At 64.8% G+C, this 22,816-nt stretch carries 20 protein-coding genes; 4 read left to right on the forward strand and 16 right to left on the reverse strand.

All coding sequences use genetic code 11. The features are described from left to right. Window positions 1-275, reverse strand: a 275-nt coding sequence (locus EP26_RS24490; protein WP_043342503.1) for an IS5 family transposase, incomplete at its 3' end; no start/stop codon positions are given. 369 nt (window positions 276-644) lie between these two features. Here EP26_RS24490 and EP26_RS24495 point away from each other — a divergent pair. Then, entirely contained in the window at window positions 645-1,559 is a 915-nt protein-coding gene (locus tag EP26_RS24495; RefSeq protein WP_043342504.1) for a thioesterase family protein, read from the forward strand. A gap of 110 nt (window positions 1,560-1,669) precedes the next feature. Here the strand turns inward: EP26_RS24495 and EP26_RS24500 are convergent, their stop codons facing one another. From EP26_RS24500 to EP26_RS24545, 10 genes are all read right to left on the reverse strand, one after another. Further along, window positions 1,670-2,803, reverse strand: a complete 1,134-nt coding sequence (locus tag EP26_RS24500) for an acyl-CoA dehydrogenase family protein (RefSeq protein ID WP_043342506.1) — start codon at window positions 2,801-2,803, stop codon at window positions 1,670-1,672. Between the two features lies 1 nt (window position 2,804). After that, window positions 2,805-4,010 (reverse strand): acyl-CoA dehydrogenase family protein, encoded by a 1,206-nt coding sequence (locus tag EP26_RS24505; protein ID WP_043342507.1) that lies wholly within the window; start codon window positions 4,008-4,010, stop codon window positions 2,805-2,807. Window positions 4,011-4,155: 145 nt separating this feature from the next. Next, the gene (locus EP26_RS24510) at window positions 4,156-6,252 is read right to left on the reverse strand and encodes a 3-hydroxyacyl-CoA dehydrogenase NAD-binding domain-containing protein (RefSeq protein ID WP_043342508.1); all 2,097 of its coding nucleotides are present in this window, start codon (window positions 6,250-6,252) and stop codon (window positions 4,156-4,158) included. A gap of 220 nt (window positions 6,253-6,472) precedes the next feature. Further along, window positions 6,473-7,291, reverse strand: coding sequence for a tripartite tricarboxylate transporter substrate binding protein (locus EP26_RS24515; RefSeq protein WP_245624507.1), 819 nt, complete (start codon window positions 7,289-7,291; stop codon window positions 6,473-6,475). A gap of 206 nt (window positions 7,292-7,497) precedes the next feature. Further along, a complete protein-coding gene (locus EP26_RS24520; protein WP_043342511.1) occupies window positions 7,498-9,087 on the reverse strand; it encodes an ABC transporter substrate-binding protein in 1,590 nt (529 codons plus the stop codon). 30 nt (window positions 9,088-9,117) lie between these two features. Continuing rightward, window positions 9,118-10,224, reverse strand: coding sequence for an Ldh family oxidoreductase (locus EP26_RS24525; RefSeq protein WP_043342512.1), 1,107 nt, complete (start codon window positions 10,222-10,224; stop codon window positions 9,118-9,120). A gap of 52 nt (window positions 10,225-10,276) precedes the next feature. Continuing rightward, window positions 10,277-11,128, reverse strand: coding sequence for a fumarylacetoacetate hydrolase family protein (locus EP26_RS24530; protein ID WP_043342514.1), 852 nt, complete (start codon window positions 11,126-11,128; stop codon window positions 10,277-10,279). Window positions 11,129-11,191: 63 nt separating this feature from the next. Further along, complete coding sequence (locus tag EP26_RS24535; protein WP_043342515.1) at window positions 11,192-12,100, reverse strand: TauD/TfdA dioxygenase family protein; 909 nt, start codon at window positions 12,098-12,100, stop codon at window positions 11,192-11,194. A 177-nt stretch (window positions 12,101-12,277) separates the two neighbouring features. Continuing rightward, entirely contained in the window at window positions 12,278-13,129 is an 852-nt protein-coding gene (locus EP26_RS24540; protein WP_043342516.1) for an IclR family transcriptional regulator, read from the reverse strand. Window positions 13,130-13,379: 250 nt separating this feature from the next. Then, the gene (locus tag EP26_RS24545; protein WP_084112926.1) at window positions 13,380-14,387 is read right to left on the reverse strand and encodes a Bug family tripartite tricarboxylate transporter substrate binding protein; all 1,008 of its coding nucleotides are present in this window, start codon (window positions 14,385-14,387) and stop codon (window positions 13,380-13,382) included. Between the two features lie 177 nt (window positions 14,388-14,564). Between EP26_RS24545 and EP26_RS24550 the strand changes: the two genes are divergently transcribed. Together EP26_RS24550 and EP26_RS24555 are read left to right on the forward strand one after the other, a co-directional pair. Continuing rightward, window positions 14,565-15,263 (forward strand): 3-oxoacid CoA-transferase subunit A, encoded by a 699-nt coding sequence (locus tag EP26_RS24550; protein WP_043342518.1) that lies wholly within the window; start codon window positions 14,565-14,567, stop codon window positions 15,261-15,263. Window positions 15,264-15,276: 13 nt separating this feature from the next. Next, window positions 15,277-15,936, forward strand: a complete 660-nt coding sequence (locus tag EP26_RS24555) for a 3-oxoacid CoA-transferase subunit B (protein WP_043342519.1) — start codon at window positions 15,277-15,279, stop codon at window positions 15,934-15,936. 330 nt (window positions 15,937-16,266) lie between these two features. Here EP26_RS24555 and EP26_RS38690 read toward each other — a convergent pair whose 3' ends face one another. Beyond that, window positions 16,267-16,599, reverse strand: coding sequence for an IS66 family transposase (locus tag EP26_RS38690; protein WP_408735113.1), 333 nt, complete (start codon window positions 16,597-16,599; stop codon window positions 16,267-16,269). A 79-nt stretch (window positions 16,600-16,678) separates the two neighbouring features. After that, window positions 16,679-17,587 carry an acetamidase/formamidase family protein gene (locus EP26_RS24560; protein WP_043342521.1) on the reverse strand — a complete coding sequence of 303 codons (909 nt, stop codon included), beginning with the start codon at window positions 17,585-17,587 and terminating at the stop codon, window positions 16,679-16,681. 830 nt (window positions 17,588-18,417) lie between these two features. On the opposite strand from EP26_RS24560, the gene EP26_RS24570 reads away from it, so the two are divergent. Then, window positions 18,418-19,437: a Bug family tripartite tricarboxylate transporter substrate binding protein gene (locus EP26_RS24570; RefSeq protein ID WP_052389632.1), complete on the forward strand. Its 1,020-nt coding sequence runs from the start codon at window positions 18,418-18,420 to the stop codon at window positions 19,435-19,437. An 851-nt stretch (window positions 19,438-20,288) separates the two neighbouring features. Here the strand turns inward: EP26_RS24570 and EP26_RS33610 are convergent. From EP26_RS33610 to EP26_RS24590, 3 genes are all read right to left on the reverse strand, one after another. Further along, window positions 20,289-21,127 (reverse strand): IS5 family transposase gene (locus tag EP26_RS33610; protein ID WP_157033739.1). Its coding sequence is split into 2 segments (ribosomal slippage): window positions 20,289-20,740 and window positions 20,740-21,127, totalling 840 coding nucleotides; the frame shifts between segments, so codons are not numbered across the junction. Window positions 21,128-21,399: 272 nt separating this feature from the next. After that, the gene (locus EP26_RS24585; protein WP_043342528.1) at window positions 21,400-22,383 is read right to left on the reverse strand and encodes a Bug family tripartite tricarboxylate transporter substrate binding protein; all 984 of its coding nucleotides are present in this window, start codon (window positions 22,381-22,383) and stop codon (window positions 21,400-21,402) included. Between the two features lie 107 nt (window positions 22,384-22,490). Then, window positions 22,491-22,816, reverse strand: a 326-nt coding sequence (locus EP26_RS24590) for a transposase (RefSeq protein ID WP_043342530.1), incomplete at its 5' end; no start/stop codon positions are given.

Raw genomic sequence — 22,816 nt, forward strand, 5'->3', positions numbered from 1 at the left:
GCGATCCCGCGCTGCTGCACCAGGTCCAGCAGGCGCTCCCACACACCCTGCTTGGCCCAACGGATGAACAACTGCGCCGCCAGCCACCATGGGCCGAGTTCTGCCGGGATGCTGCGCCACTTGGCGCCGTTCTGGTGCCGCCAGAAGATCGCCGAGATGGTCCGGCGCAGCTCCTTGGGCGGCGTTTTGCCGTGTGGGCGGACCTCCTCGATCAGCGGCTCCCAGAGCGCCCACGCTGCGTCGGTGAAAACCTCGCACCCGTTCCCGTCCGTCATGCCCCGAATATGGGAGTAGCACTCAAGCTCTAACAGGCCTTAGCTCGGTCACGCCATCTATCCTGGAAGTTGCGAGGTTGATGGCGAAGGACGGGAGCAGGTCGCAAAACATGGGAAGAAGCCCAAAGCCGCCGGTTCTCAAATCTTAATATGGGGGAGCTCACCGCTTCAGCAGAAGCTTTTTGCGCCATCGCCAAGCCTACCTCGACGGTTCGCTGCGCTGAACAGCATCTTCCCCAATCCGCCGAAGCTCACCTTGTGCGACCGCACCAGCAATTGGACCAACACCACCGGCTGCCGTGATCGTGTTGCCGGCCCAGCGCAGCTGTGCTGTTTGAGCAGACTTAGGATCAAGGCAAACGGGGGCGCATGGTGATCGAGATCGGGATGGGCAGCGTTCAAGTCGGCGAGTGCGACGTGATGGGGCACATGAATGTCCGACACTACGTCTCGCGTGCCCTCGAGGCGTTGGACTGGCTCGGACTTGAGCTTGGTTTGGGCCCTGCATACGCGCGTGAACACGGTGCTAGGTTGATCCCAGCCGACCAACACATCCGCTTCGTCCGCGAACTTCCAGCCGGTACCCCATTCTCAATCCATGGAGGGGTTGTCGGCCGTCGTGGCGACACCCTCAGGCTTTACCAAGAGATCCGGAACGCTGCGACCGGAGCCGTTGCGTCGACGGTCATAACCGACGCCGTACTGGCCGACACGAGTACCGGGGCGCCTCGCCCCTTGCTCTCCGACATCACCGCAGCAACCGCTCGCCTCACTGTCCCGGTGCCCGACTACGCCGCACCGCGCGGTCTGCGGTTCGATCCCCCGCTCGAAGCAATGTCCTTAGAGCAAGCGGTGGAGAAGGGATTGAGCCTGATGCACAAAGGCTCGGTCCAGCTTGCGGAGTGCAACACACACGGGCTGATGCGGGCCGATGGCGTGATCTCGCGCATCTGGGACGGCGTGCCAAACTCGCCGGCCCGCGGAATACGCCGACAAAGTCAGCCCAGCAGCAAGATTGGCAGCGCAGCGCTCGAGTACCGTCTTGTGTACCACCAACCCGTCCAAGCCGGCGACCTGCTCACGGTCCGCAGCGGCTTGAAGGCTGTCGGAAGCAAGACGACCACTTGGGCCCACTTCCTTTTCGACGGTCAGACCGGGGCAGCCGTCGCCGTGGCTGAAGCTGTCGGGATCGCATTCGACCTCACGACGCGGAAGGCCGTCAGCATGGAGGAGGAGGTGCGGCGCGCGCTGGAAGAGCTTGTCGTGCCCGGCCTTTCCGCTTAGCCCCGCGCCGGCGGAGCCGGGCTGGCTTGCCGTCCAGGGAGCGGAAGCCGCTTTCACTCCCAGCACAGCCCGCTCAACGATGGTTCTGCTGAGCGTCCTCGAAACGCTTCCTAATCGATGTCGTCGGCAAGCTTGTCTAAGTGATAAGCAATATCCCCGAACAAATGTTCAAATACCATGATGCGCCGGAAGAAATGCCCTGCAGCGTACTCGTCCGTCATGCCAATGCCACCGTGCAGCTGAATGGCATTCTGCGACACGAAACGCCCGGCCTGTCCAACGCCAACCTTTGCGAGGCTGATATTACGTGCCCGCTCGGCTGGATCTGGCTCGCCCAGCATCATGGTAGCCAACATGGCCATGGAGCGGCCTTGCTCTAGGTTGACTAGCATTTCCGCCGCGCGATGCTGCAGCGCTTGGTTCTCGCCAATCGGCCTGCCGAATTGCTGTCGAGTTCTCAGATAGTCAAGCGTCATCGCTTGCAAGGTTTCCATCCCGCCGACTACCTCGGCAGCGGTCGCTGCGATGCCAGCCTGCACTACCCGCTCAATGACAGGCAAAGCATTGTCTTGTTCCCCGAGCAGCGCTTCTGTCGGTAAATGCACCGATGAAAAGGAGATTTCCGCTGCGCGCGAACCGTCGCGCAGCGCATAGCCGTGCCGTGTAATGCCTGGGCTGCTGGCATCGACCATGAACAGAGAAAGGCCTTGCGGGTCATCCCGCTCGCCCGAAGTCCGGGCGCTGACCAAGAGCTGATCGGCAGTATCCCCATGCAACACTACGCTCTTCGCACCGTCGAGCAGCCAGTCGTCTTGATGCTTGGCTGCGGTCAGAACGTCGGTCATGTCATACCTGGCCTGTCGCTCGTAATGCGCGAAAGCCAACGTCGTCTTGCCGCTAACGATAGCTGGAATGATTTCTGCTTGTTGGGCGTCGCTGCCAGCCAACCGCAGCGCGGTGCCTGAGAGAACCACCGTCGCTAAATATGGCTCCAGGACCAGATGCCGGCCGAAGGCCTGCATCAGCAGCATCACGTCCACCGGGCCGCCGCCAAAGCCGCCGAAATCCTCCGCGAATGGGAGGCCCAACAGCCCGAGTTCGGCGTACTGGCGCCATAGGCGCTCGCTGTAGCCGTTTGGCAAGCTCAACATCTGTTTGCGTTGCTCGAAGGAATAGGTGTCCCCCAGCAGTCGGACGACGCTCTCGGTCAGCAAACGCTGATCTTCGGTCAGATCAAAATCCATTTTACAGCTCCAATACTGCTTTATTCAGAATATTCTTTTGAATTTCGTTGGTGCCGCCGTAGATTGAAGCGGCACGTAGCATCAGATAGGCCGGTGCCATCTGCGCAGCCCAATCAGGGGCGAGCGCCGGCTCGTTCGTTAGCGCCGCGAGCTCCTGTTGCCAGACCGGCATGGCTTGCGGCCCGCCGACATCCATGACCAGCTCGGAGGAGTTCTGGAGCAGCTCGGTACCCTTGATCTTCAGGACCGAGGAAAGCGGGTCAGGCTTCTTGCCGCCAGACTTCTCGAATGCGGAAACCACCCGAAGCTGCATGATCTCCAGCGCCTTGGCTTCCACCTCGAGCTGCGCCACCCGGATGCGAAAGGCTTTGTCCTCGATCAGTGGGCGACCGTTCATGCGCACCTCGCGCGCCACTTCCTTGGTCCGGCGGATGGCTGCCTTGCTGATTCCCAGGCGGGCAATACCGGTGCGCTCATTGCCCAGCAGGTACTTCGCAACGCTCCAACCCTTGTTCTCCTCGCCGACCAAATTCTCCGCGGGCACCCGGACGTCAGTGAAGAAGACCTCGTTCAGGTGATGGCTTCCGTCGATACTGATGATCGGCCGGACCTCGACACCAGGCGTTTTCATGTCGATCAAAAGGAAGGAGATGCCCTCCTGTCGCTTAGGCGCCTGCGGATTGGTGCGGACCAGGCAGAAGCACCAATCTGCGTGATGGGCTGTGCTGGTCCAAATTTTCTGGCCGTTGACGACGTAATGGTCGCCATCCCGCTTCGCCGCCGTCCGGAGGCTGGCGAGGTCGGATCCGGCACCAGGTTCGGAGAAGCCCTGGCACCACCAGTCGTCCAGGTTCGCAGCGCGAGGCAGGAAGCGGCGCTTCTGCTCCTCCGTGCCGAATTGGATCAGCACCGGACCGAGCATCGTGATGTTGAACGAAAGCAGTTCCGGCGCAGGTGCCGAAAGGTTCTCCTCAAGGAAGATCATGCGCTGGATCGCGCTCCAACCCGGTCCGCCATACTCCCGGGGCCAATTGAAGGTGGCCCAACCCTTCGCGTTCAGGATTCGTTGCCAAGCGATGATTTCTGGCTTGCTGGGCTTGTAGCCCAGGCGCATCCGGTCGCGGGTATTCGGAGGCAAATTGTCGCGGATGAAGGTGCGCACCTCATCGCGGAACGCTACCTCCTCCGGGGCTAATTGCAGATCCATCCTATGTTCCCTCCCTTTTCTTGCGTTCGTCCGCCGGGCATGCCGACAATGCTTCGTTGGCTATTTCAGGCGCTGGCAGCCATTTTTATGAAACGCGTCGCCATCGGCACCTCAGAACTCTGGCGCGTGGCTTCAAGACGGCCAGCTAGGCACTCAGCTGCGGTGCTTTGGCCTCGCGCAGAAGCCCGCCGGCGTTGGCAATTTCGCGCAGCAACGGCGCCGGGGTCCAGCGCGCGCCGTAGCGCTGATGCCAGGCTGCGATCTGGTTATAGACTTCGCGGGCCCCGATCCTGTCGGCCCAAAGCATGAGGCCACCACGATAGCGCGGAAAGCCGAAGCCGTTCAGCCACATGACGTCGATGTCGCTTGCGCGGAGGGCTTTGCCTTCCGCCAGGATCTTGCACGCTTCATTCACCGAGGCGAACAGCAGGCGACGAAGGACCTCTTCATCCGAGAAGCTACGCTGCTCGATACCGAACTCCGTCGCCAGCTCCCTGGCGATCCGGTCGACGACCGGGTCAGGATGCGGCGTGCGGTCACCCGGTTCGTAGCGGTACCACCCAGCGCCTGTTTTCTGGCCCTTCCGGCCCATCTCGACGAGCCGGTCGGCCACGGGCCATGTCCGGTAGTTCGGGTCGGCGGCCGCGCGGCGCTTGCGCGTCATGTAGTTGACGTCGAGCCCGGAAAGATCGTTCACGGCGAAGGGCCCCATTGGATAGCCGAACTCAACCATGACCCGGTCGATGTGCTCGGGCCGTGCTCCCTCCTCTACCATCAGATTCTGCTCTAGGCCGAACGGAATGCGGCTTCGGTTGGCGACGAAGCCGTCACAGGTACCCGCATAGGCACTGACCTTGCCGACGGTGCGACCCAGCCTCATCGCCGCAATCATCGTGGCAGGGGCCGTCTTTGATCCTTCCACCACCTCCAGCAACTTCATCACATTGGCCGGGGCGAAGAAGTGCGTGCCGGCTACCGCTTCCGGCCGCTTCGTCGCCGCAGCAATCAGGTCGATGTCGAGCGCCGAGGTATTGGTGAACAGCATCGCACCGGGCTGCATCGTGCCGTCAAGCTGGCGAAACACGTCCTGCTTCGCCGTCAGTTGCTCGAAAATTGCTTCGATCACCGCATCGCATCCGACGATCGCATCATAGCCGTCAACCGGCTCGATGAGTGACAGGCGATGATCGACATCCTCCTGCCGCAGGCTGCCACGCTTCACACTTACCGCATAGTTATCGCGTATCTTCTGCAGGCCTTTGGCAAGGCCCTCCGGCGAAGCATCCAGCAACTTCACCCGCAGCCCGGCATCGGCAAGGCTCATGGCGATGCCGCCTCCCATGGTGCCGGCGCCGATCACTGCGACGTGGCGGATATCCGGCACCGCCATGTCGCTTGGCAGATGCGACAGCTTGGCCGCGGTGCGCTCGGCGAAGAAGGCGTAGCGCATGGCCTGCGCCTCGGCGGAGTTCTCCAGTTCGGCGAACAGCCGGCGTTCCTCCGCCAGGCCCTCGGCGAAGGGCAGGCGCGTTGCCGCCTCGACCGCTGCGATGGCGCTGAAAGGCGCTGGCTGGCCGCGGGCCTTGCGGGCGATAGCCTTGCGCTGAGCCTCGAATAGGCCAGGCTCGGCCTGGGGCGGGGCTATCTCGCCGACCCGACGCAGTCCCTTGCCGGCGACGGACCGGGCGAAGGCGACGGCAGCGGCAGGCAAATCCTGCGTCTCCACTATCCCGTCGATGATGCCCAATGCCGCGGCATCCCGCGCCGGAACGTGGCGCCCGGATGTGATCATGTCCAGCGCGGCCTTGACGCCCGCAAGCCGCGGCAGACGCTGGGTGCCGCCACCACCAGGGATGACGCCGATCAGTACCTCGGGAAGCCCGACCTTGGCGTCGGGCACCGCGATGCGCCAGGTGCAGCAGAGCGCATTCTCCAGCCCCCCGCCAAGGGCGAAGCCATGGATGGCGGCGACCACCGGCTTGGGGCTGGCCTCCAGGGCGTCATAGCTGCGCCGGGCCGGTGTCTCGCGCTTCGTGCCGAAGCGGCGGATGTCGGCGCCGGCGATGAAGCTGCGCCCGGCTCCGGTCAGGACCACCGCGCGTATAGCCGGGTCGGCAGCGGCCCGGTCGACCGCGGCGACAATGCCCTCCGAGACGCCCGCGCCCAACGCATTCACTGGCGGATTGTCGATCGTGACGACGGCGATGTCGCCATCCACCTCGTAGCGAACCACCTCGCCCATTTATTCCCCCCTTCGGCTTGCCCGATGCCGCTATTTGGCCGCCGAGGCTGCTGCTCTGGCAGGCCTCGGAGAGAGCGGATGCCGGCTCGCGGATACAGCAGTTCCTGCCTGCATTGACCGACCGGTTGGTAGGCATCGCATCTTCAAGCCGATACCTGACGATTGCAATCCGGAGCCCTGGGAAAGCCGGCGTCCGAGTTCGAGTGCTGTCTGGATCGACCTAATCCAACCGCAGGTTCATCCGCCGGACAATCTCCCGTTCCTTGTGGACCTGCTGCTTCACGAAGCCGGTGTAGGTCTCGCTGTCCATGTAGATGACAGGCTGGTCCAGCCCCTCGAGATAGGCGAGGGAGTCCGGATGATAGAGCGCCGCCTTGAAGGCGTCGTGCAGCACCGCAACCGTGCCTGGGTCCATGCCTTTCGGGCCCGCCAGACCGTAGGGGGAGGTGGCGACGATGTCGTAGCCGAGCTCCCGCAAGGTCGGCGCATCGGGGTAGCGGCGGATACGGTCCTGCGTCCACACATTCAGCAGGCGGAGCCGGCCGTCGAGGACGAGCTGGGACCAGTGGCTCGCCGTCGCAACGGCATCGATCGTGCCGCTGAGGAGCGCGCTCGTTAACTCGCTGCCGCCCCGATAGGGCGCGTGGAGCCACTCGACGCTCTCGGTCCCGGCAATCTGCTCCATCACCACATGGGATTCGGTGCCGATGCCTGGTGACCCGTAGGAGATGCCCCCCGGATTGCGGCGAGCTGCCGAGATGAAATCGGCCCAGCTTCGATAAGGGGAGTCTGCCCGGACCACGACGCCGAAGGTGTAGCCGGTCAAACAGATAATGTAGGTGAAGTCCGCCACGGGATCGAAAGGCGGCCGTGCGGTCATGTAGGGGAGGCGGAACACCGAGCCGGGTATCTGCGCCAGGGTGTACCCGTCGGCCTGCTCGCTTCTCACGGCACGCGCTGCCAGCGTGCCGTTGGCCCCGGCCCGGTTCTCGATCACGACTGGCTGGCCCAGGCGTGGCGAGATCAGGTCGGTCAGCACGCGGGTATAGACATTCGGACCTGGCGCCCAGGCAGCAAAGATGCGGATCGGGCGATTGGGAAAGTTTGTGGCCAGCGGCTGTGCCAGGGCTGGCATGGCCAGCGCCGCCGACGCCGTCGAAAGAAGACTTCGCCTGCCGATTCGCTCGGGTCTTTTTTGCATAGGGCTGCCCCTTCGTCTTTGGGTCGCAGTTGCGCAATACACGCTCAATCCGCTTCGGTACTTGGCCACACATCCTGGGCCCGGCTGCGCTCGTCGACTCGCGGCTCATGTGTCAGGCCGCGTCGGCTTGCCCAGGTGTTCTTCTGCACGTGCAGCGGAATGATCGAGGTGTCCTGCACCATCAGCCGGGCCGCGCCCTGCAAGACCGCTTCGCGCTTGCCGTCATCCAGCTCACGGGCTGCCGTAGCGAGCATTTGGTCGAGGGCAGGATTCGAGTAGCGGGCCCGGTTCACCGCACCGGTTCTGCGGGCCTGGTCGAAGGTCGCCACGGTTGAACGCATCCCCGTCAGCGGCTCGCCGGTCGGGCTGCCCCAAGACGCCATGTAGGCGGAGTATTCCTGGCGCGTCGCGCGGGTGATGAAGCTGGCATAGGGCGCCACCTCCACCGAGGTGCGCACGCCGATGCGGGACCACATCTGACCGATTGCCTGGACGATGCGCGCGTCATTCATATAGCGGTCGTTCGAGCCATGCAGGACGAGCCGAAATCCTTGAGGAAAGCCTGCTTCCGTGAGCAGCCGCCGCGCGCCCTCAGGATCGGCGAGCTTGACGGGGAGGTCGGGCGCGTAGCCGTAGCTGCTCGGCGGCATGAATTGCGCGGTCGCCGTCGCTGCACCTTCCATGACGCGGGACACGATGGCAGGCCGGTCCACTGCCATGGCCAGGGCGCGGCGGACCCGGGCGTCCTGCAGGGGATTGCTGTTCAATGGTTGCCCATCGGGCCCGGTGACGAATGGCGATACGCTGCGCGCCTGGTCGAGGACCAGAAACATGAGGCGCAGGCTGTCCGCTTCGGTGATCCGCAAGCGAGGATCCCGGCGCAGCTTGGCAATGTCGCCGGTTGGAACCTGGTCGATGATATCCACATCCCTTGCCAGCAGGGCGGCGGTTCGGGCTGCGTCGTTCGTGATCATCCGGTAGTCCACACGGTCCCAGACCGGACGCTGCCCCCAGTAACCGTCGTTGCGCTGCAACTCGATGCGGTCGCCAAGGCGGATCGAGGTTACCCGGAAGGGACCTGTTCCGATCGCTGCCTTGCCAGTGTTGAAGTCGGCGGTCGCCACCCCCTCATGGGTTTCCCGGTCGAGGATCGGCACCAAGCCGATATTGGGCGGCACCAGCGGGAAGGGACCATCCGTGTGCAGGCGGAGGGTCAGCGGATCCACCACTTCCACGCTTCGCATCCACGGGATGTAGGTCGCGAAGGAGCCGGGGCTGTTCGGCACGGCAGGGATGCGGCTAAAGGTGAAGGCAACGTCGTCGGCAGTGAAGGGCGACCCGTTGGAAAAGGTCACGCCCGGCCTCAGCTTGATTTCCCAGACATCCTCGCCGACGGGCCGCCAGCTCAATGCAAGCGAGGGCTGCGGGCGCAACTGCGCGTCCATTTCCACCAGATTGTCGAAGACCATGGCAGCGAAGGCGGTGTTCGGCGAAATGTTGTGGAAATGGGGATTGACCGATGTGACCTGCGCCCCCACCCCCATGCGCAGGGTCTGGTCTCCTGCCCGCGCAACCGGGTGGAGCACGAGGGCCGACACCGCGGCCAATGCCGATATCCGAAGCATTCCTCTCATGTTGCGTCCTCCCCCGACCCTCATCGCAGGTCAGCTGCCTTGGGCCTCCATCCGCTCGAGCACATAGGCGGCGCCGCTCCGCCCGCAGATGTCGCGGATATGGCGGTCGAGCGCCGGAGGAATTGGGATGCCCTCCCGCAGCCGCCGCTCGCGCTCCCTGTCCTCCGGCTCCCCGGCCACGAGGACGGGCTTCGCGGGCTCGGCCGGCGGGGTCGCGTGCAGGACGTCGATCGCCTCGTCGAGATCGGCCTGGAACTGACCGTCCGGCAGGAAGACCTTGGGGTCGATCGCCTGGAAGTAATGGCCGATATTCTCCGGCTCCCCGGGTTTCTGCGTGCGCTTCCGGACTGGCGAGAAGCTGCCGCCCGTGAGCGTGCCGCCCAGGATGTGCACCATCATCGCCAGGCCGTAGCCCTTGTGGCTGCCCATCTCGGGCGTGCCGCCCAGGGGCGAGAGGCCGCCCTCGCGCCGGTTGTGCAGGTAGTCCATGGCGACGCGCGGGTCGGTGGCGCTGCCGCCCTTGCCATCCACCACCCAGCCGGCAGGCACCGGCTTCTCCTTGAGATCGTAGACCTTGACCTTGTTGGCGGCGACGGTCGTGGTCGCCATGTCGAGCACGAAGGGGCGGTTCCGCCCGGCAGGGGCGGCGAAGGCGATGGGGTTGGTGCCCAGCACCGGCTCGGCGGCGCCGGTCGGAACCATCATGATGCCGCGGGTCGCGCTCGTCACCAAGCCGATCGCGCCACGTTCGGCCGCCAGCCGAGCATAGGCACCGGCAGCGCCGAAATGATGCGAGTTGCGCACCCCCACCAGGCCGACACCCACGGCCAGGGCCTTGTCCACGGCCAGGTTCATCGCCATGACGGAAACCGGATGGCCCAGCCCGGCATCGCCATCGACCAGGGCGGTGCAGGCGGTGTCCTTCACGACACGCGGCCGCGCCTGCATGTTGAGCGCCCCTGCATCGCGCATGCGCTCATACATCATCAGCATGGATATGCCGTGGCTCTCGACGCCCATGAGGTCGGTCTCGAGCATGATCCCCGCCGTGGTCTCGACGAGGTCGGGTGCCATCCCCCAGGCCGTGAGGATGTTGACGACCTGCTGCCGCACCCGGTCCGCGCTGATATGCTTCATGGCTGTCCGCCTTCATCGGCCAAGGCGCCCGCGCACGCCCAGACTGCGTCCGTCATGCCGCCGCTTCGTCCACGACCGGGTTGCGCAGCACGCCGATGCCGGAGATCTCGACCTCCACCACATCGCCCGCCTTCAGCCAGAGCGGCGGCTTGCGGTGCAGGGCGACGCCCTCCGGCGTGCCGGTCGCCAGCACATCGCCCGGTGCGAGCGGCGTGATGCGGGAGGCGTATTCGATCAAGGTAGGGATGGAGTAGATCAGCTCGCCCGTACCCGCATGCTGGACGGGCTCGCCATTCAGCCGCGTCTCCAGCGTCAGCGCCGTCGGGTCGGGGATCTCGTCCGCAGTCACGATCCAGGGGCCGAGCGGGCCGCTGCGCCAGAAATTCTTCCCGGCCGTGATCATGTGCTTCTGGTAGTCGCGCACGCTGCCGTCGTTGAAGCAGGTGTAGCCCGCAACATGCTCCATCGCCCGTGCCGCCGGGATATGCCGCCCGCCTTTGCCGATGACGACGGCCAGCTCGCCTTCATAGTCGAACTGGGTGGAGACGCGCGGCCGCACCATGGCCTGCCCGTGCGCCACCAGCGTGTCCGTGAAGCGCGAGAAGAGGCGGGGGTATTCGGGGACGTCGCGCGGACCGCCCTCTCCGACATGCGAACGGTAGTTCAGCCCCACACACAGGATCTTCCCGGGATCCGGCAGGGCCGGCAGCCATGCGAGGTCCGACAGGGCTAGGTCCGGCATTGCCTCGGCATGGGGAAGCAATTCGGCCAGCGCACCAGCCTCGAGTATGGCCCGCAGGCTCGCATGACGCCCGCCCAGGCGGCGGCGCAGATCGACGACGCCCTTCCCGGTCACCAATCCGAAGGATGGACCCTCGGAGGTCATGTAGCTGGCAATCCGCATGGTCGGTCCTGGCTCCTCGCTCCCGGCGGCACGGCGTCCACGGGCCGTGACGAGTGACCTGCCTCAGGCAGCGGCCCGCTGCGGCAGCGAACGGCGCAGAAACTCGGGGTCGAAAATCCAGTCGGCCATGACCTGGCAACGCCTCATCAGCCGGTGCTCCTCGGCCGTATAGTCGGGGATGGCGTTGTGCAGCGTGCCGATGTGGTCCCAGATCAGCAGGTCGTTCTCGGCCCATTCGTGCGCGTACTGGTACCTCGGCTGGAGCTGGTGCTCGAACAGCAGCTTCAGCACGCGGTCGCTCTCGGCCGCGTCCAGCTCGTTGATCCGCATCGCATAGCCGGGATTGACGTAGAGCACCCGCCGGCCGGTGATGGGATGCGTGAGGAAGACCGGGTGTATGGAAGGCGGGCGCTTGGCCCGCTGCTCGGGGGTCAGCGGAACGCGCGTGCTGCCGGGGCGGCGCAGCATCTCCTCCCAGAATTTGTTGAAGTCATGCGTCGCCGTCATGCCCTCCAGCCGCGACTTCAGCGCCGGATCGAGCTCTTCATAAGCGGCGTGCATGTTGGCGAAGACCGTCGAGCCCAGCGCCTTGCCGTTCCGCCGCGGGACCTTGACCGCATGGAGCACGTTCACGAAGCCAATGGTCTGGTTGTAGGACATGTCCGTGTGCCAGTCCTGCCCAGCATCGGCCAGGCCGATCGGCTGCCCGTTTTCCCGAATGTTCGAGAGGATCCCGACCTCCGGCACCTCCGGGTCGTGGAACTTGCCCGTGACGGAACCCTGGATCGGTCCGAACCGCTCGGAAAAGACCTTCAACTCGCCAGCGCCGATCATCTGCCGGGGGAAGCGCAGTACTCCATACTGGCCCAGGGTTTGGAGGATCGTGCCGAAATCGGTCTGGCTTAAGGACTGGGAGAGGTCGATGCCGGTTACGGTGGCGCCGAGAATCTGCCCTGTCGGCTCGATCATCATCGGGCTTCCTCCTCTCCTGAAGCGGCTGCCTTTTACGACAGCACGGATTGTCTCAGCACCTTAGCACCGCGCCCCTCCAAGCAAATACGGTAAATACACAGTTTCCCAAGATGTGGGATTTCGCCCTGAATGGGCCTTTGATGGCAGCGCTCCACCCGCTCCAAAACTGCCCGTCCCTCAGGGCCGCATCCCAGGCAGCCGCGCGGCCATGCTTGCCGCGGCGTCCTTCAACTCCCCTATGAGGGCGGCGGGGCCATCGCCTGGAAGATCCGCCCGGGCCAGGATTCGCGTGAGGCTGCCGCGCACCTCTCCCTCCGCGCCGGGGACGATCGGGACGGCGACCGCCGCCAGCAGCGGGTTGAAGTGCCCCACCGTGATCATGTGGCCCTCTCGCCTTAAGACCGCGAGCCGGGTCCGGAAGGATTTCCAGTCAGGGGCAAGCCCTGCTTCGACGATCTCGGCCTGCCGGCCCAGGTAGAGAGTTTTCACCCGATGACCTGGGAGCAAGGCCAGGATGATCAGCGACGCCGCGCCCTGGAACAGTGGCAGCGGCAAGCCGCGGGCCCGCCGAATCCGGATGGACCGGCCTTCGGCCTGGATCGCCTCCGGCCCCTCCTTGTGCACGCAAAGGACCCGGTCGCGGTACAGGCTGGAGAGAAGGACGATGCTGTTGGGCATGGAGGCCGCGAGGGTTGGCATGAGTTCCTGCCCGGCCTGCAACAGCGGGTCGGTCAGGTGCATCAGTCGGTCGAGTTCGACGATCCGGGGGCCGAGCGAGTAAAACGCGCCGCCGGCGGGAGCGAGAAGGCCAACATCGCACAGCGTCTTCAGGTAACGGTATGCCGTCGACTTGGTGTAGCCGAGCCGCTCGATCACGTCCTCCGCACGAATCATCGGCAGATTCGGGGAGAACAGGTCGAGCAGGTCGAAGATCCGGGAGATGCTGCCTTCGCTTCGCGCCGAGGCAGCACCGGTGCCGCCATGTGCCGGATCGGATCCCTCCCCGATGCCGAGAATGGGGGACTTCACGGCGCTGACCGAAAGGAGAGCGGCAGCCGGGGCTGGCTGGCTGGCCGAGCGCCCATCAGGCGGCGTCGTGGTTCGCGTCTCATCGGCGCCGGATCCTTTGCGACATCCCGAACGCGAGTCTAGTGACCTCGCTGTGCGCTGGCACCGTTCTGGCAGGGCCCTGCCGCCAAGCCGGCGTCACGCCCGGTTTGCCGCCGTGACCTTCAGCCGTCCAGACACGATGGTGGCCGGCGCCACGATCCGGCCCAAGTTACCGCAATAGCATCCCGGCCGAGGCCGCGGCGCGGCGGGACAGTTCCGTCTCGCGCCGCAACAGGGCGCCGAAGCCGGCAGGACTCGCAGTATCCGCCTCCGCCACCAGGCTGCCGGTTTCCTCCACCCGGGTCCTCAGCGCGGGATCTGCCAGCGCCGCGGCCACGGCATCGCGCAGCGTGTCGATGACACCCTCCAGGGTGCCGCTCGGCACAAGGATGCCGATGAAGGAGACGAGGCCACCATCCGGGACGCCCAGCTCGGCCAGGCTCGGCACCTCGGGCAGTAGAGGCGATCGCTCGGGCAATCCGATGCCGATGATGCGTAGCTGGCCGTCGCGGTGCAGTGGCAGGGCGATGGTGAGCTGCTCCATCGATGCAGGCAGGACCCCGGTCAGCAGGTCGGGCGTCGCGGCACCGCTCGCGCGATAGGGGACATGGACCAGGCCGGTACCGGTCGCGGCGCTTAGCAGCTCGATCAGCAGGTGGTTGGAGGTGCCGGTTCCGGCCGAGCCGCATTGCACCTGCCCCGGTCGCGCCTTCGCATAGGCGACGAACTCGGCCAGGGTCGTGACCGGCAGCTTGCGGCTGACCACCAGCACATTGGGCGTGCGGAAACAGAGCGCGACCGGCAGCAGGTCGCGCATCGGGTCATAAGGCACGCGCTCCATGATGAGCGGGTTGATGATCAGCGCGCCGTTGGAGCCCAGCAGCAGGCTGTACCCGTCCGGTTGCGCGCGCGCCACCAGCTCTGTGCCCAGATTGCCGCCGGCGCCGGCACGGTTCTCGATCACCACCGGCTGACCCAGCCGCTCCGCGATGCCTGGCGTCAGCAGCCGCGCCAGGGTGTCGAGATTGCCCCCGGCCCCGAAAGGCACGACCAGGCGGATCGGCCGGTTCGGGAAGCGGCCGCACTGGGCGCGAACCACGCCCGGCAGCACCAGGCTAGTCCCGAGCGCGAGGGCCCCACGACGGGGAACCCTGGCAGATGGAGGTTTGCGGACCATCCCTCACTCCCCTTGCCGGTGCGTCTGCGCGCACCTGGTCGTAGTCAACCATTCCAGAGGCTGAAGCGCCAGTCGCACCGGCTGCCGCCGCTGGCCGGGCAGGCGACACTGCGATTACCATCCCAGCCCCGAGGTCGGTCGGACCATAAGAAGCACGGGAAGGGGGATCTACTCCGCATGATCGACAAGTTCGTGCGTTCCATGGCAGAGGCCATGAACGGCATCCGGGACGGGTCGACCGTCCTGATGGCGGGCTTCGGCGAAGTCGGTGCGCCGCACGCTCTGCTGGAAGGCCTGATCGAGCAGGGCGCCACCGACCTAACCATCGTCGTCAACTCCGCAGGCCGGGTGCAGAAGGCGGGTGAGCCGGCGCAGGGGATCGCGCGCTTGGTGGAGCTTGGCCGCGTGCGGAAGGTCATCACTAGCTTCCTGCGCAGCCAGAGCCTGGCGGCCGATGCGGTAGGCGCGGGCCGCATGGAGGCCGAAGTGGTGCCGCAAGGCACCCTGGCCGAGCGCATCCGCGCCGCCGGTGCCGGCGTGCCCGCCTTCTTCACGCCGACGGGCGCCGGTACCCTCGTGGCGGAGGGCAAGGAGGTGCGGGACTATGGCGGCCGTCCTTGCGTGCTCGAGCTTGCCCTGCCGGGCGATGTGGCACTGGTAGAGTCATGGGCCGCCGACCGCTGGGGCAACCTGGCCTACAAGGACAGCGGCCAAAACTTCAATCCAATTATGGCCATGGCTGGGCAGCTCACCATCGTGCAGACGCATCATGTCTGCGACCTCGGGCAGCTTTCGGCAAAGGATATCGTCACCCCGGGCATCTTCGTCGACCGTGTCCTGCATGTCGCAGCCGGCGACCCGAAGCTGCCGCGCTGACAGAGGGGCGGAAATGAGCGAGACGCGAGAGAGCTTCACACCACTCGGCCGTGCTGGCATGGCAGCACGCGTGGCCCAGGACATTCCGGCGGGCTGGTATGTCAACCTTGGCATCGGCATTCCCACCCTGGTTGCAGATCATGTGCCGCCGGAGCGGGAGGTGGTGCTGCATTCCGAAAACGGCATCCTCGGCATGGGGCCGGCGCCGGAGCCGCACAGGGAGAATCCTTGGCTCATCAACGCCAGCACACAGCGCGTCACCATGCGTGCCGGCGGCAGCTATGTCGACCATGCCAGCAGCTTTGCCATCGTGCGTGGCGGCCACCTCGACCTCTGCGTGCTGGGCGGCTTCCAAGTGGCGGAGAACGGCGACTTGGCGAATTGGGCACAATCGACGAGCGGTGTGGGACGGCAGATCGGCGGTGCTATGGATCTGGCTATAGGCGCGCAGCGCGTCTGGGTAGTCATGGAACACGTGACTAAGGATGGGCGCCCGCGCATTCTGAAGCGCTGTACATATCCGCTAACAGCGGCACGCTGCGTGAGCCGGATCTATACCAATTTAGCGGTGCTTGATGTCACTCCTGCAGGGCTTGCCGTCGTTGGCCTAGTTCCAGGCCTCTCATTCGAGGCGCTGCAGGCACGTACGGAGGCTAGACTGCAACGAGGATGAACGAAGACGGTATTAGCAATACTGGTTGCTGAACATGCGAGCGTAGTCGTTTGACGCAATGCAAGCCAGAGGCGGAGTTGCTTGGGCGCAGGGTTTCTGCCTCACCTTCAAAATTTTTTTCAAACCTTTTGCTTGTCGTCAATTCCAATTAGATGCAGGCGCAAACAAAAAGTACAGGAAACCTGATGTGTGGATGAAAAATTAATGTCTTTAGACAGGCAGATTTGCAAAATGTTGGTATCTTGATTGTTGCATTGAAAACATTTATATTTCTCTTGTTCCGCCTCCGAGAAGTCACACCACCGGCAGCCTTTTCGTGTTCGTTCGCCTTCAATTCAGGCATGCAACGTCGCATAATACCAAGTCTGAACTGCTGCGCCGCCATCCCTTGCTTCCAACCAGGATCATGCGGCAGTACACCGTCCCGAGCGAAGCTCTCCCAGGAGGAACCGGATGCGGGAAATCTGCGCGTCCGGATATGTGAGGGGTGGGGGCGGCAACGTCCCCACCTACTCGGCTGTAGACGAAGGTTGCCCCTGTGCCGCCGTCCGTCGCGGCCGGGCCTTTGTCGGCGACGTAGCCGTCGCATTGCAGCAAACTTGTGTAGCCGGCCAGCGGTGCCTGCGCATGCTCGGCGCCGCGGCTTGGGGCATAGTGGAACACCTAATGTCCGGCAAACCGATCCAGCGCGCCAAACTGGAAGTCGCCTGCCAGGTCCGAGATTGCGACGGAGCGTCCAGTCTTACCGCTTTGAAAGCCAGCGCTTGGCAATGCGGCAGGCGACAGTGAAGGCGGGGTTGAAGACATTACCGACATCGTAGCGGACGACCTGGCCCATCAGATGGCTGGCGGCGCGGGCGTCCAAGCCGAAATCCTCGCCGAGCCAGCGCGACATCTCGGTCGTGGCGTGCTGCAGCGCCTGGTCCAGTGGCCTAGCATTACCGACCGTGAAGATGTCGTCGGCCGTCTCACCACGCGGCCAGGTGATCGTCCGTTTCAGGACGCGGAAGGTCACCTCCATCTCGAAAGATGTCTCGATACCGGTGCCGGTGATCTCCCCGTCACCTTGGCAGGCATGCCCGTCGCCGAGATAGAAGAGTGCGCCCGGCACCGCGACGGGAAACCACGCTGTCGTCCCAGGCGCGAACAGGCGGTAATCCATGTTGCCGCCGTTCTGGGCGCTGGTCGCGGTGGAAAGCGCCTGCCCGCCCGCCGGCGCGACCCCGAAGCAGCCGATCATCGGCTGTATGGGCGGCGCGAAATCCTCCAGCCCCGTCACTGTGCCCTGCAACCGCACCGTCCCGGCCTCGCGGTCGATACTCCAGACGGCGCGCTGCTGCGGCGGCCGGTCAGGGATCGCTGCCGGATCCAGCACGGTCAGGGCGAGGGGCGAGTAGGTCCAGCCGGTCGCTCGGCTCGGTGTCAGCCGGTCGATCCGCACGGCGAGCGTGTCCCCGGGCTCGGCACCCTCAATGAAGAACGGACCGGTCATCGGGTTCGGCCGGTTGGCGACGGCCACCTCTTGCGCATTAAGGCCGGACGCATCGATCGTGTCGGTGACCACCGTGTCGCCGTCCGCGATGCGCAGGCAGGGCTTTGCGACGCCGATCGCGTTGAAGTATCGTGTGGGCTGGAAGCGGTGTGTGGCCATGGGGCTCTCCGGGGCATCGTGCTGGCATGGGCCGACCGGTCCGCGCCAAGGCTGACCCAGGCACGCTAGGAATGGGCCTGCGTCGCGGTCAAGGCGGTGCGAGTGTAGGGTTCTGGCGCTGACATCCGCCTCCGGGTGGAGAACTGGCCGGCCTCGTCCGAGACTTCACCCCAGCGTGCCCGGTGCGGAGCGTGTGGCGGTATGAGCGCGGCTGCCAGCATCACGGTCCCGGTGCCGCTCGCCGTCCGGCGCCGGCCGGGACGGAAGACGGTGGTCACACCTGCCTGCTGTCGTAACTCGTGCGGACCCGGCGTTGGTGAAGGCGCTGGCCCGGGCGTTCCGGTACCACCGACTGCTGGATGAGGGACGGTATGCCTTCATCAGCGAGATGGTAGCCGCTGAGCGAACCGAGCGGGGTATCTCGGGACGCTTCTACGGCGGCGCTGCTGGCGTTGGATCTGGTGGACGCCATCCTGAATGGGCAAGCGCTGAGATGCATCACGTTGCCGGCCTTGCTGACCATCTTTCTCATGGCCTGGCCCGCGCAAGCTAGCGTGGCGTCCTCGCGTGACCCGTAGTTCAGGCCCGACCTGCCGGAACCGCCAAGCCTGCCGGTTGACTGTACCGCGCCGAAGCATACCGTCCGCTTAAAGGCTGAAAGGGGGGTTGACGAAGGCGCGGGTCCTGCAGCCGTGAAGCACGAACGTCCAAAGGCTTCCGGTTGCCGCGGTAAGGGGCGTCACCATCCTGGACCGGCTCTGCTGGACGCAGGAGTGACCGCTCACGCTCTTCGTCACCAAGCCGAACCACCAACGCGCTGGGAGGTAGTGATGACGAGGAACACGGTCAACACCGGCCGAAGCTGGTACGCACCAGGCGGCGGAACGCGCCGTGCCTTGCTAGGCATCGCGGGTGCGGCCTGCGCCGTGGCGACCACGCGCGCCCAGCGCCCGGCTTGGCCGACTCAGCCGATCCGCTTCATCGGGATCTTCCCGCCCGGCGGTGGGACCGACATCCTCTCGCGCATCTGGTGCAACCGGATGGCCGAAATCACGGGCCAGTCCTTCGTCGTCGAGAACCGCTCAGGCTCGGGTGGGAATGTGGGCACGGAGGCGATCGCGCGCGCCACACCGGACGGCAACACGATCGGGCTCGCCTCGGTTTCCTCCCTCTCGATCGCGCCTACCCTCTACCCTCGGCTGCCCTATGACGTGGAGCGTGACTTCTCCTACGTCTGCGGCCTGTGGCAGTTGCCGAACCTGCTCATCGTGCGACACGGCATCTCGGTACACAGCGTCCCAGAGCTGATCGCGCTCTGCCGCGGCGAGCCCGGCCGGTTCAGCTTCGGAAGCTCGGGCGCCGGCACCACGCTTCACCTCGCGGGCGAGATGTTTAAGCACATCGGCGAATTGAACATTCTGCACGTGCCCTACCGCGGGGGCGCGCAGGCCTACAACGACTTGCTAGGCGGCCGCGTCGATATGGTCTTCGGCAACATTCCCGAGGCGCTCCGCCTCTCGCGCGAGGGGCAGGTGCGGCCGCTGGCTGTCACGGGGGCAGCGCGTAGCCCCCAGGCACCCGAGATACCGGCTATGGCCGAGTTCCTGCCGGGCTACGAGATCAACTCATGGGGCGGGGTGCTCGGTCCCGCAGGGATCCAACCCGCGATCGTCGATCGGATCGCCGAGGTCGGGCGCGAGGCGGTCGAGAGCGCCGAAGTGCGCCGTCGCTTCGAAGAGGCCGGTGCCACGGTGTGGTGGACACCACCCGCGGACCTTGCAGAGTTCCGCCGCGAGAACGAGGCGCGCTTCGCGCCGTTGGTTCGGGCTTCGGGCGCGCGAGTGGAGTGAATGGTAGTAGGAATAGCGTGTCCACATAACGTGTGGGGCTCACGCCCTTCGGTCCGCCGGACCTTTGATGGATCGTGAGCGCTTTTCCAAACCGAGTGGTGATTGGGGGGCCTGCGGGTGTTCGACCTGGAGGGATTGGCGGGCGTTGTCCGAGACTTCATCACCGTTGCGCCCGAGGCACTGAAGGCGGCGGCATGGCCCAGGCGACCAGGATCACGGTCCGGGTGCCGTTTGCCATCCGCCGGCGGCCGGGACGAAAGAGGGTGGCTACGCTGGTCCGGGTCCGGAGTGATTGGCGCTGTCGACGCGGGCTGACCCGGCGCTGGCGCGGGTACTGTTAAATAGATCGATAATATAATGAAATTTAACAGCAGTGTCTCTGACACCCGATGGTCAGGCGCAATTCTGATCCAGTTGATCAGGCCTTGTAGGAAACTGAAATTGCCCCAACTTTACCTCTCGCAGCTCAACTTGACGATGCCCGCGGTAGAGTATCAAATGGTGCGGCGCCGCGGTTCGCAGAGCGGCATAAGCCTGCATCATCGGGCTTGGGCTTGCTTCTGACGAAGCTGTCACTAGTGGTCCTCTCTTGGCTTGCAAGCATTCTAAGCTCAAGCTTGACCATTCAGGCGGCGCGGCAAAGGGCATAGAATGCCTTCGCGGGAGGCTGGCAAAAATTTACGAGCGTCGACCGACTTTCGGGACGCGGCGAAACCCTGCTCGCTCCAAAGTGGCCGCCGTACTGCAGCAAGGCTGTCGGGGAAGGCCGCCCACTACCTATAATACCAGGAACTGGTCGAGATCTGAACCCGGGTACCTCCATCGAGGCGCTGCTCAGAGTCCATCCGGGATCATGTAGTTTCCTGACATAGCCTTCGGAGCATGCGACAGACCGAGGCCCGGCGCAGGAAGGCAAGCGCGCGACGGTTCAAGCACTCCCAATCCCTGGCCAATCGTCGGCAGCGATTGAGCCAGGCGATGGAGCGCTCGACAATCCAGCGCTTCGGCAGCACCACGAACTTGCGTAACTCGGATCGCTTGACGATCTCCAGGTTGATGTGGCGGCAGGTCGCGCGCAGCCCGGCCTGGAAGTTGGCGCCCTGGTACCCGCCGTCGGCGTAGAGCTTCAACAGGAAGGGGTAGAGGCCGAACAGCGAGCCCATCACCAGCACGCCACCGTCGCGGTCCTGGATATCGGCGGCGTGGATGATGGCCTGCATCAGCAAGCCTTGGGTGTCGACCAGGACGTGCCGCTTCTTGCCTTTGATCTTCTTGCCCGCATCGTACCCCGAGAGGTCGATGCAGCACCCCCTTTTTCCGCGCTCTTCACGCTCTGGCTATCGATGATCGCGGCCGTCGGGCTGGCCTCGCGTCCAGCCTGCTCCCGACACACCACGTAGAGCGCGTGGTGGATGCGATCGAGCGTCCGGTCCTCGTCCCAGCGCCGCAGGTAGTCGTTGGCCGTGCTCCGCGGCGGTAGGTCTTTCGGCAGCGCCGCCCATTGGCAGCCAGTGCTCAGAATGTACATCACCCCATTCAGCACCGCGCGCACGTCGATCGTCCGCTTGTTGCCGCCGCCCTTCGTACCCGGGATCAAAGGGCCAATCATCAACCATTCCTCGTCGGTCAGATCACTCGGGTAGCGCAGCTTGCTGCGGTCGTATTTTGGCCGGTTCTCGGGTGTTCCCATAAACGCTTTTCTTCCTGCGCCCGCCGCCAGGAGCCAATCACAACCGATTCACATCACTCGATCTGTTCCCGGTGGGACACTAACAGAGTACGATCGGGATGAGTCTGAGCAGGCAGGGCGTGGTGCGGGCGATGCCTTGTCTGACTACTGCACTTCGGTCTCGTCACCGAGGTGATCACGAACTTCGCGGAAGGTAACTTCCAGTGCAAATCACTAGTTGATTTCCGTAGGAGCATCGGCGCCTTGCCAAAGATAGCGTTGGCGGGTCGGGCTCAGTCCACCGTTGCCCCCGAAATTTTCACCAGCTCCGCAGTGCGGGCGATCTCTCGCACCTGGAACTCTGCGAACTCCTCCGCCGTACTGCCTACCGCCTCATACCCGAGGCTCGCGACCCGCTCCCGCATGGCCGGCACCCGCATCGCCGCCTGAATCTCGGCCGACAACCGGGTGATCACTGGTATCGGCGTCCCCGCCGGGGCCAGTACGCCGAGCCAGCTGCGAAAGATGAAGCCCGGCAGCGCCTCGGCAACTGTTGGAATCTCAGGCATGAGGGCCGACCGCTCCGGGCTGGTCACCCCAATTGCCCGCATCTGCCCAGCTCGGATCTGCTGAATGGCCTCGATGATCGGTGAAAACACTACGTCAACCCGGCCGGAGATGAGGTCAGCATTGGCTGGCGCTCCGCCACGATAGTGCACCAGGGCGAACTTCACCTTGGCCGCCTCCTCAAACTGCGCTGCCGCGAAATGCTGCGACGAGCCGGAGCCGCCAGTGCCGCAGTTCAACCCGCCGGGCCGCGCCTTCGCCAGCGTGATCAGCTCAGTCATGGTCCTCACCGGCAGTGATGGGTGGACTACCACCACGCTAGTTGAAAAAACCATGAGCGAAACCGGCGCGAAGTCGCGGGCTACGTGAAAGGGCAGCGATCTGTATAGCGTTTGGTTCACTGCGTGGGTACCCATCGAAGCCATGACGAGTGTTTGGCCATCCGGAGCACTGCGGGCGACAGCCTCTGAAGCGACGTTGCCGCCCGCACCGGTACGGTTTTCCACCAGCACGGTTTGCCCGAGCCCCGGCGAGATTGCCTGCGCTAGGATGCGCGCGGCGGTATCCGTGCTGCCGCCTGCGGCGAAGCCAACCACCAAGCGGATTGGTCGATCAGGCACCCAAGGTTGCTGTGATAAGCCCTGGGCTCGGCTGTGACGGGACAGTAGAGACAGGCCGGCGAGCGCCGGCAGAACGGCACGACGGTGCATGAGCGCCTCCTTCTTGCGGGGTCTTGCCGCCCCACGAAAGGAGTTTACGGGCGATTGCCTCGTACCGGAACAAAGATAAGCTCATCGCTTATACCAAATCCCACTGATCAGAACCGATACGCCCAATCGCGCAGTCCGATGGACATGATAGTCCAGGGCTGCTCGACGAGGCGGTTCCAAGCGCGACAGCAATGGTCGACGACGTCGTCGTGGCAGCGGAAGACGCGGTTGGAGAGCCAGTTGTCCCGCATGAACTGCCAGGTGTTCTCGACCGGGTTGAGCTCAGGGCACTTGGGCGGCAGCGGGATGAGGGTGATGTTCGGCGGTACCTCGAGCCTGTCCGATAGGTGCCATCCGGCTTGGTCGAGCAGCAACACGGCATGCGCATTCGGCGCCACAGCGGCAGCGATTTCGACGAGATGCAGGCTCATGG

Source organism: Belnapia moabensis DSM 16746 (assembly GCF_000745835.1).
Taxonomy (GTDB): Bacteria; Pseudomonadota; Alphaproteobacteria; order Acetobacterales; family Acetobacteraceae; genus Belnapia; species Belnapia moabensis.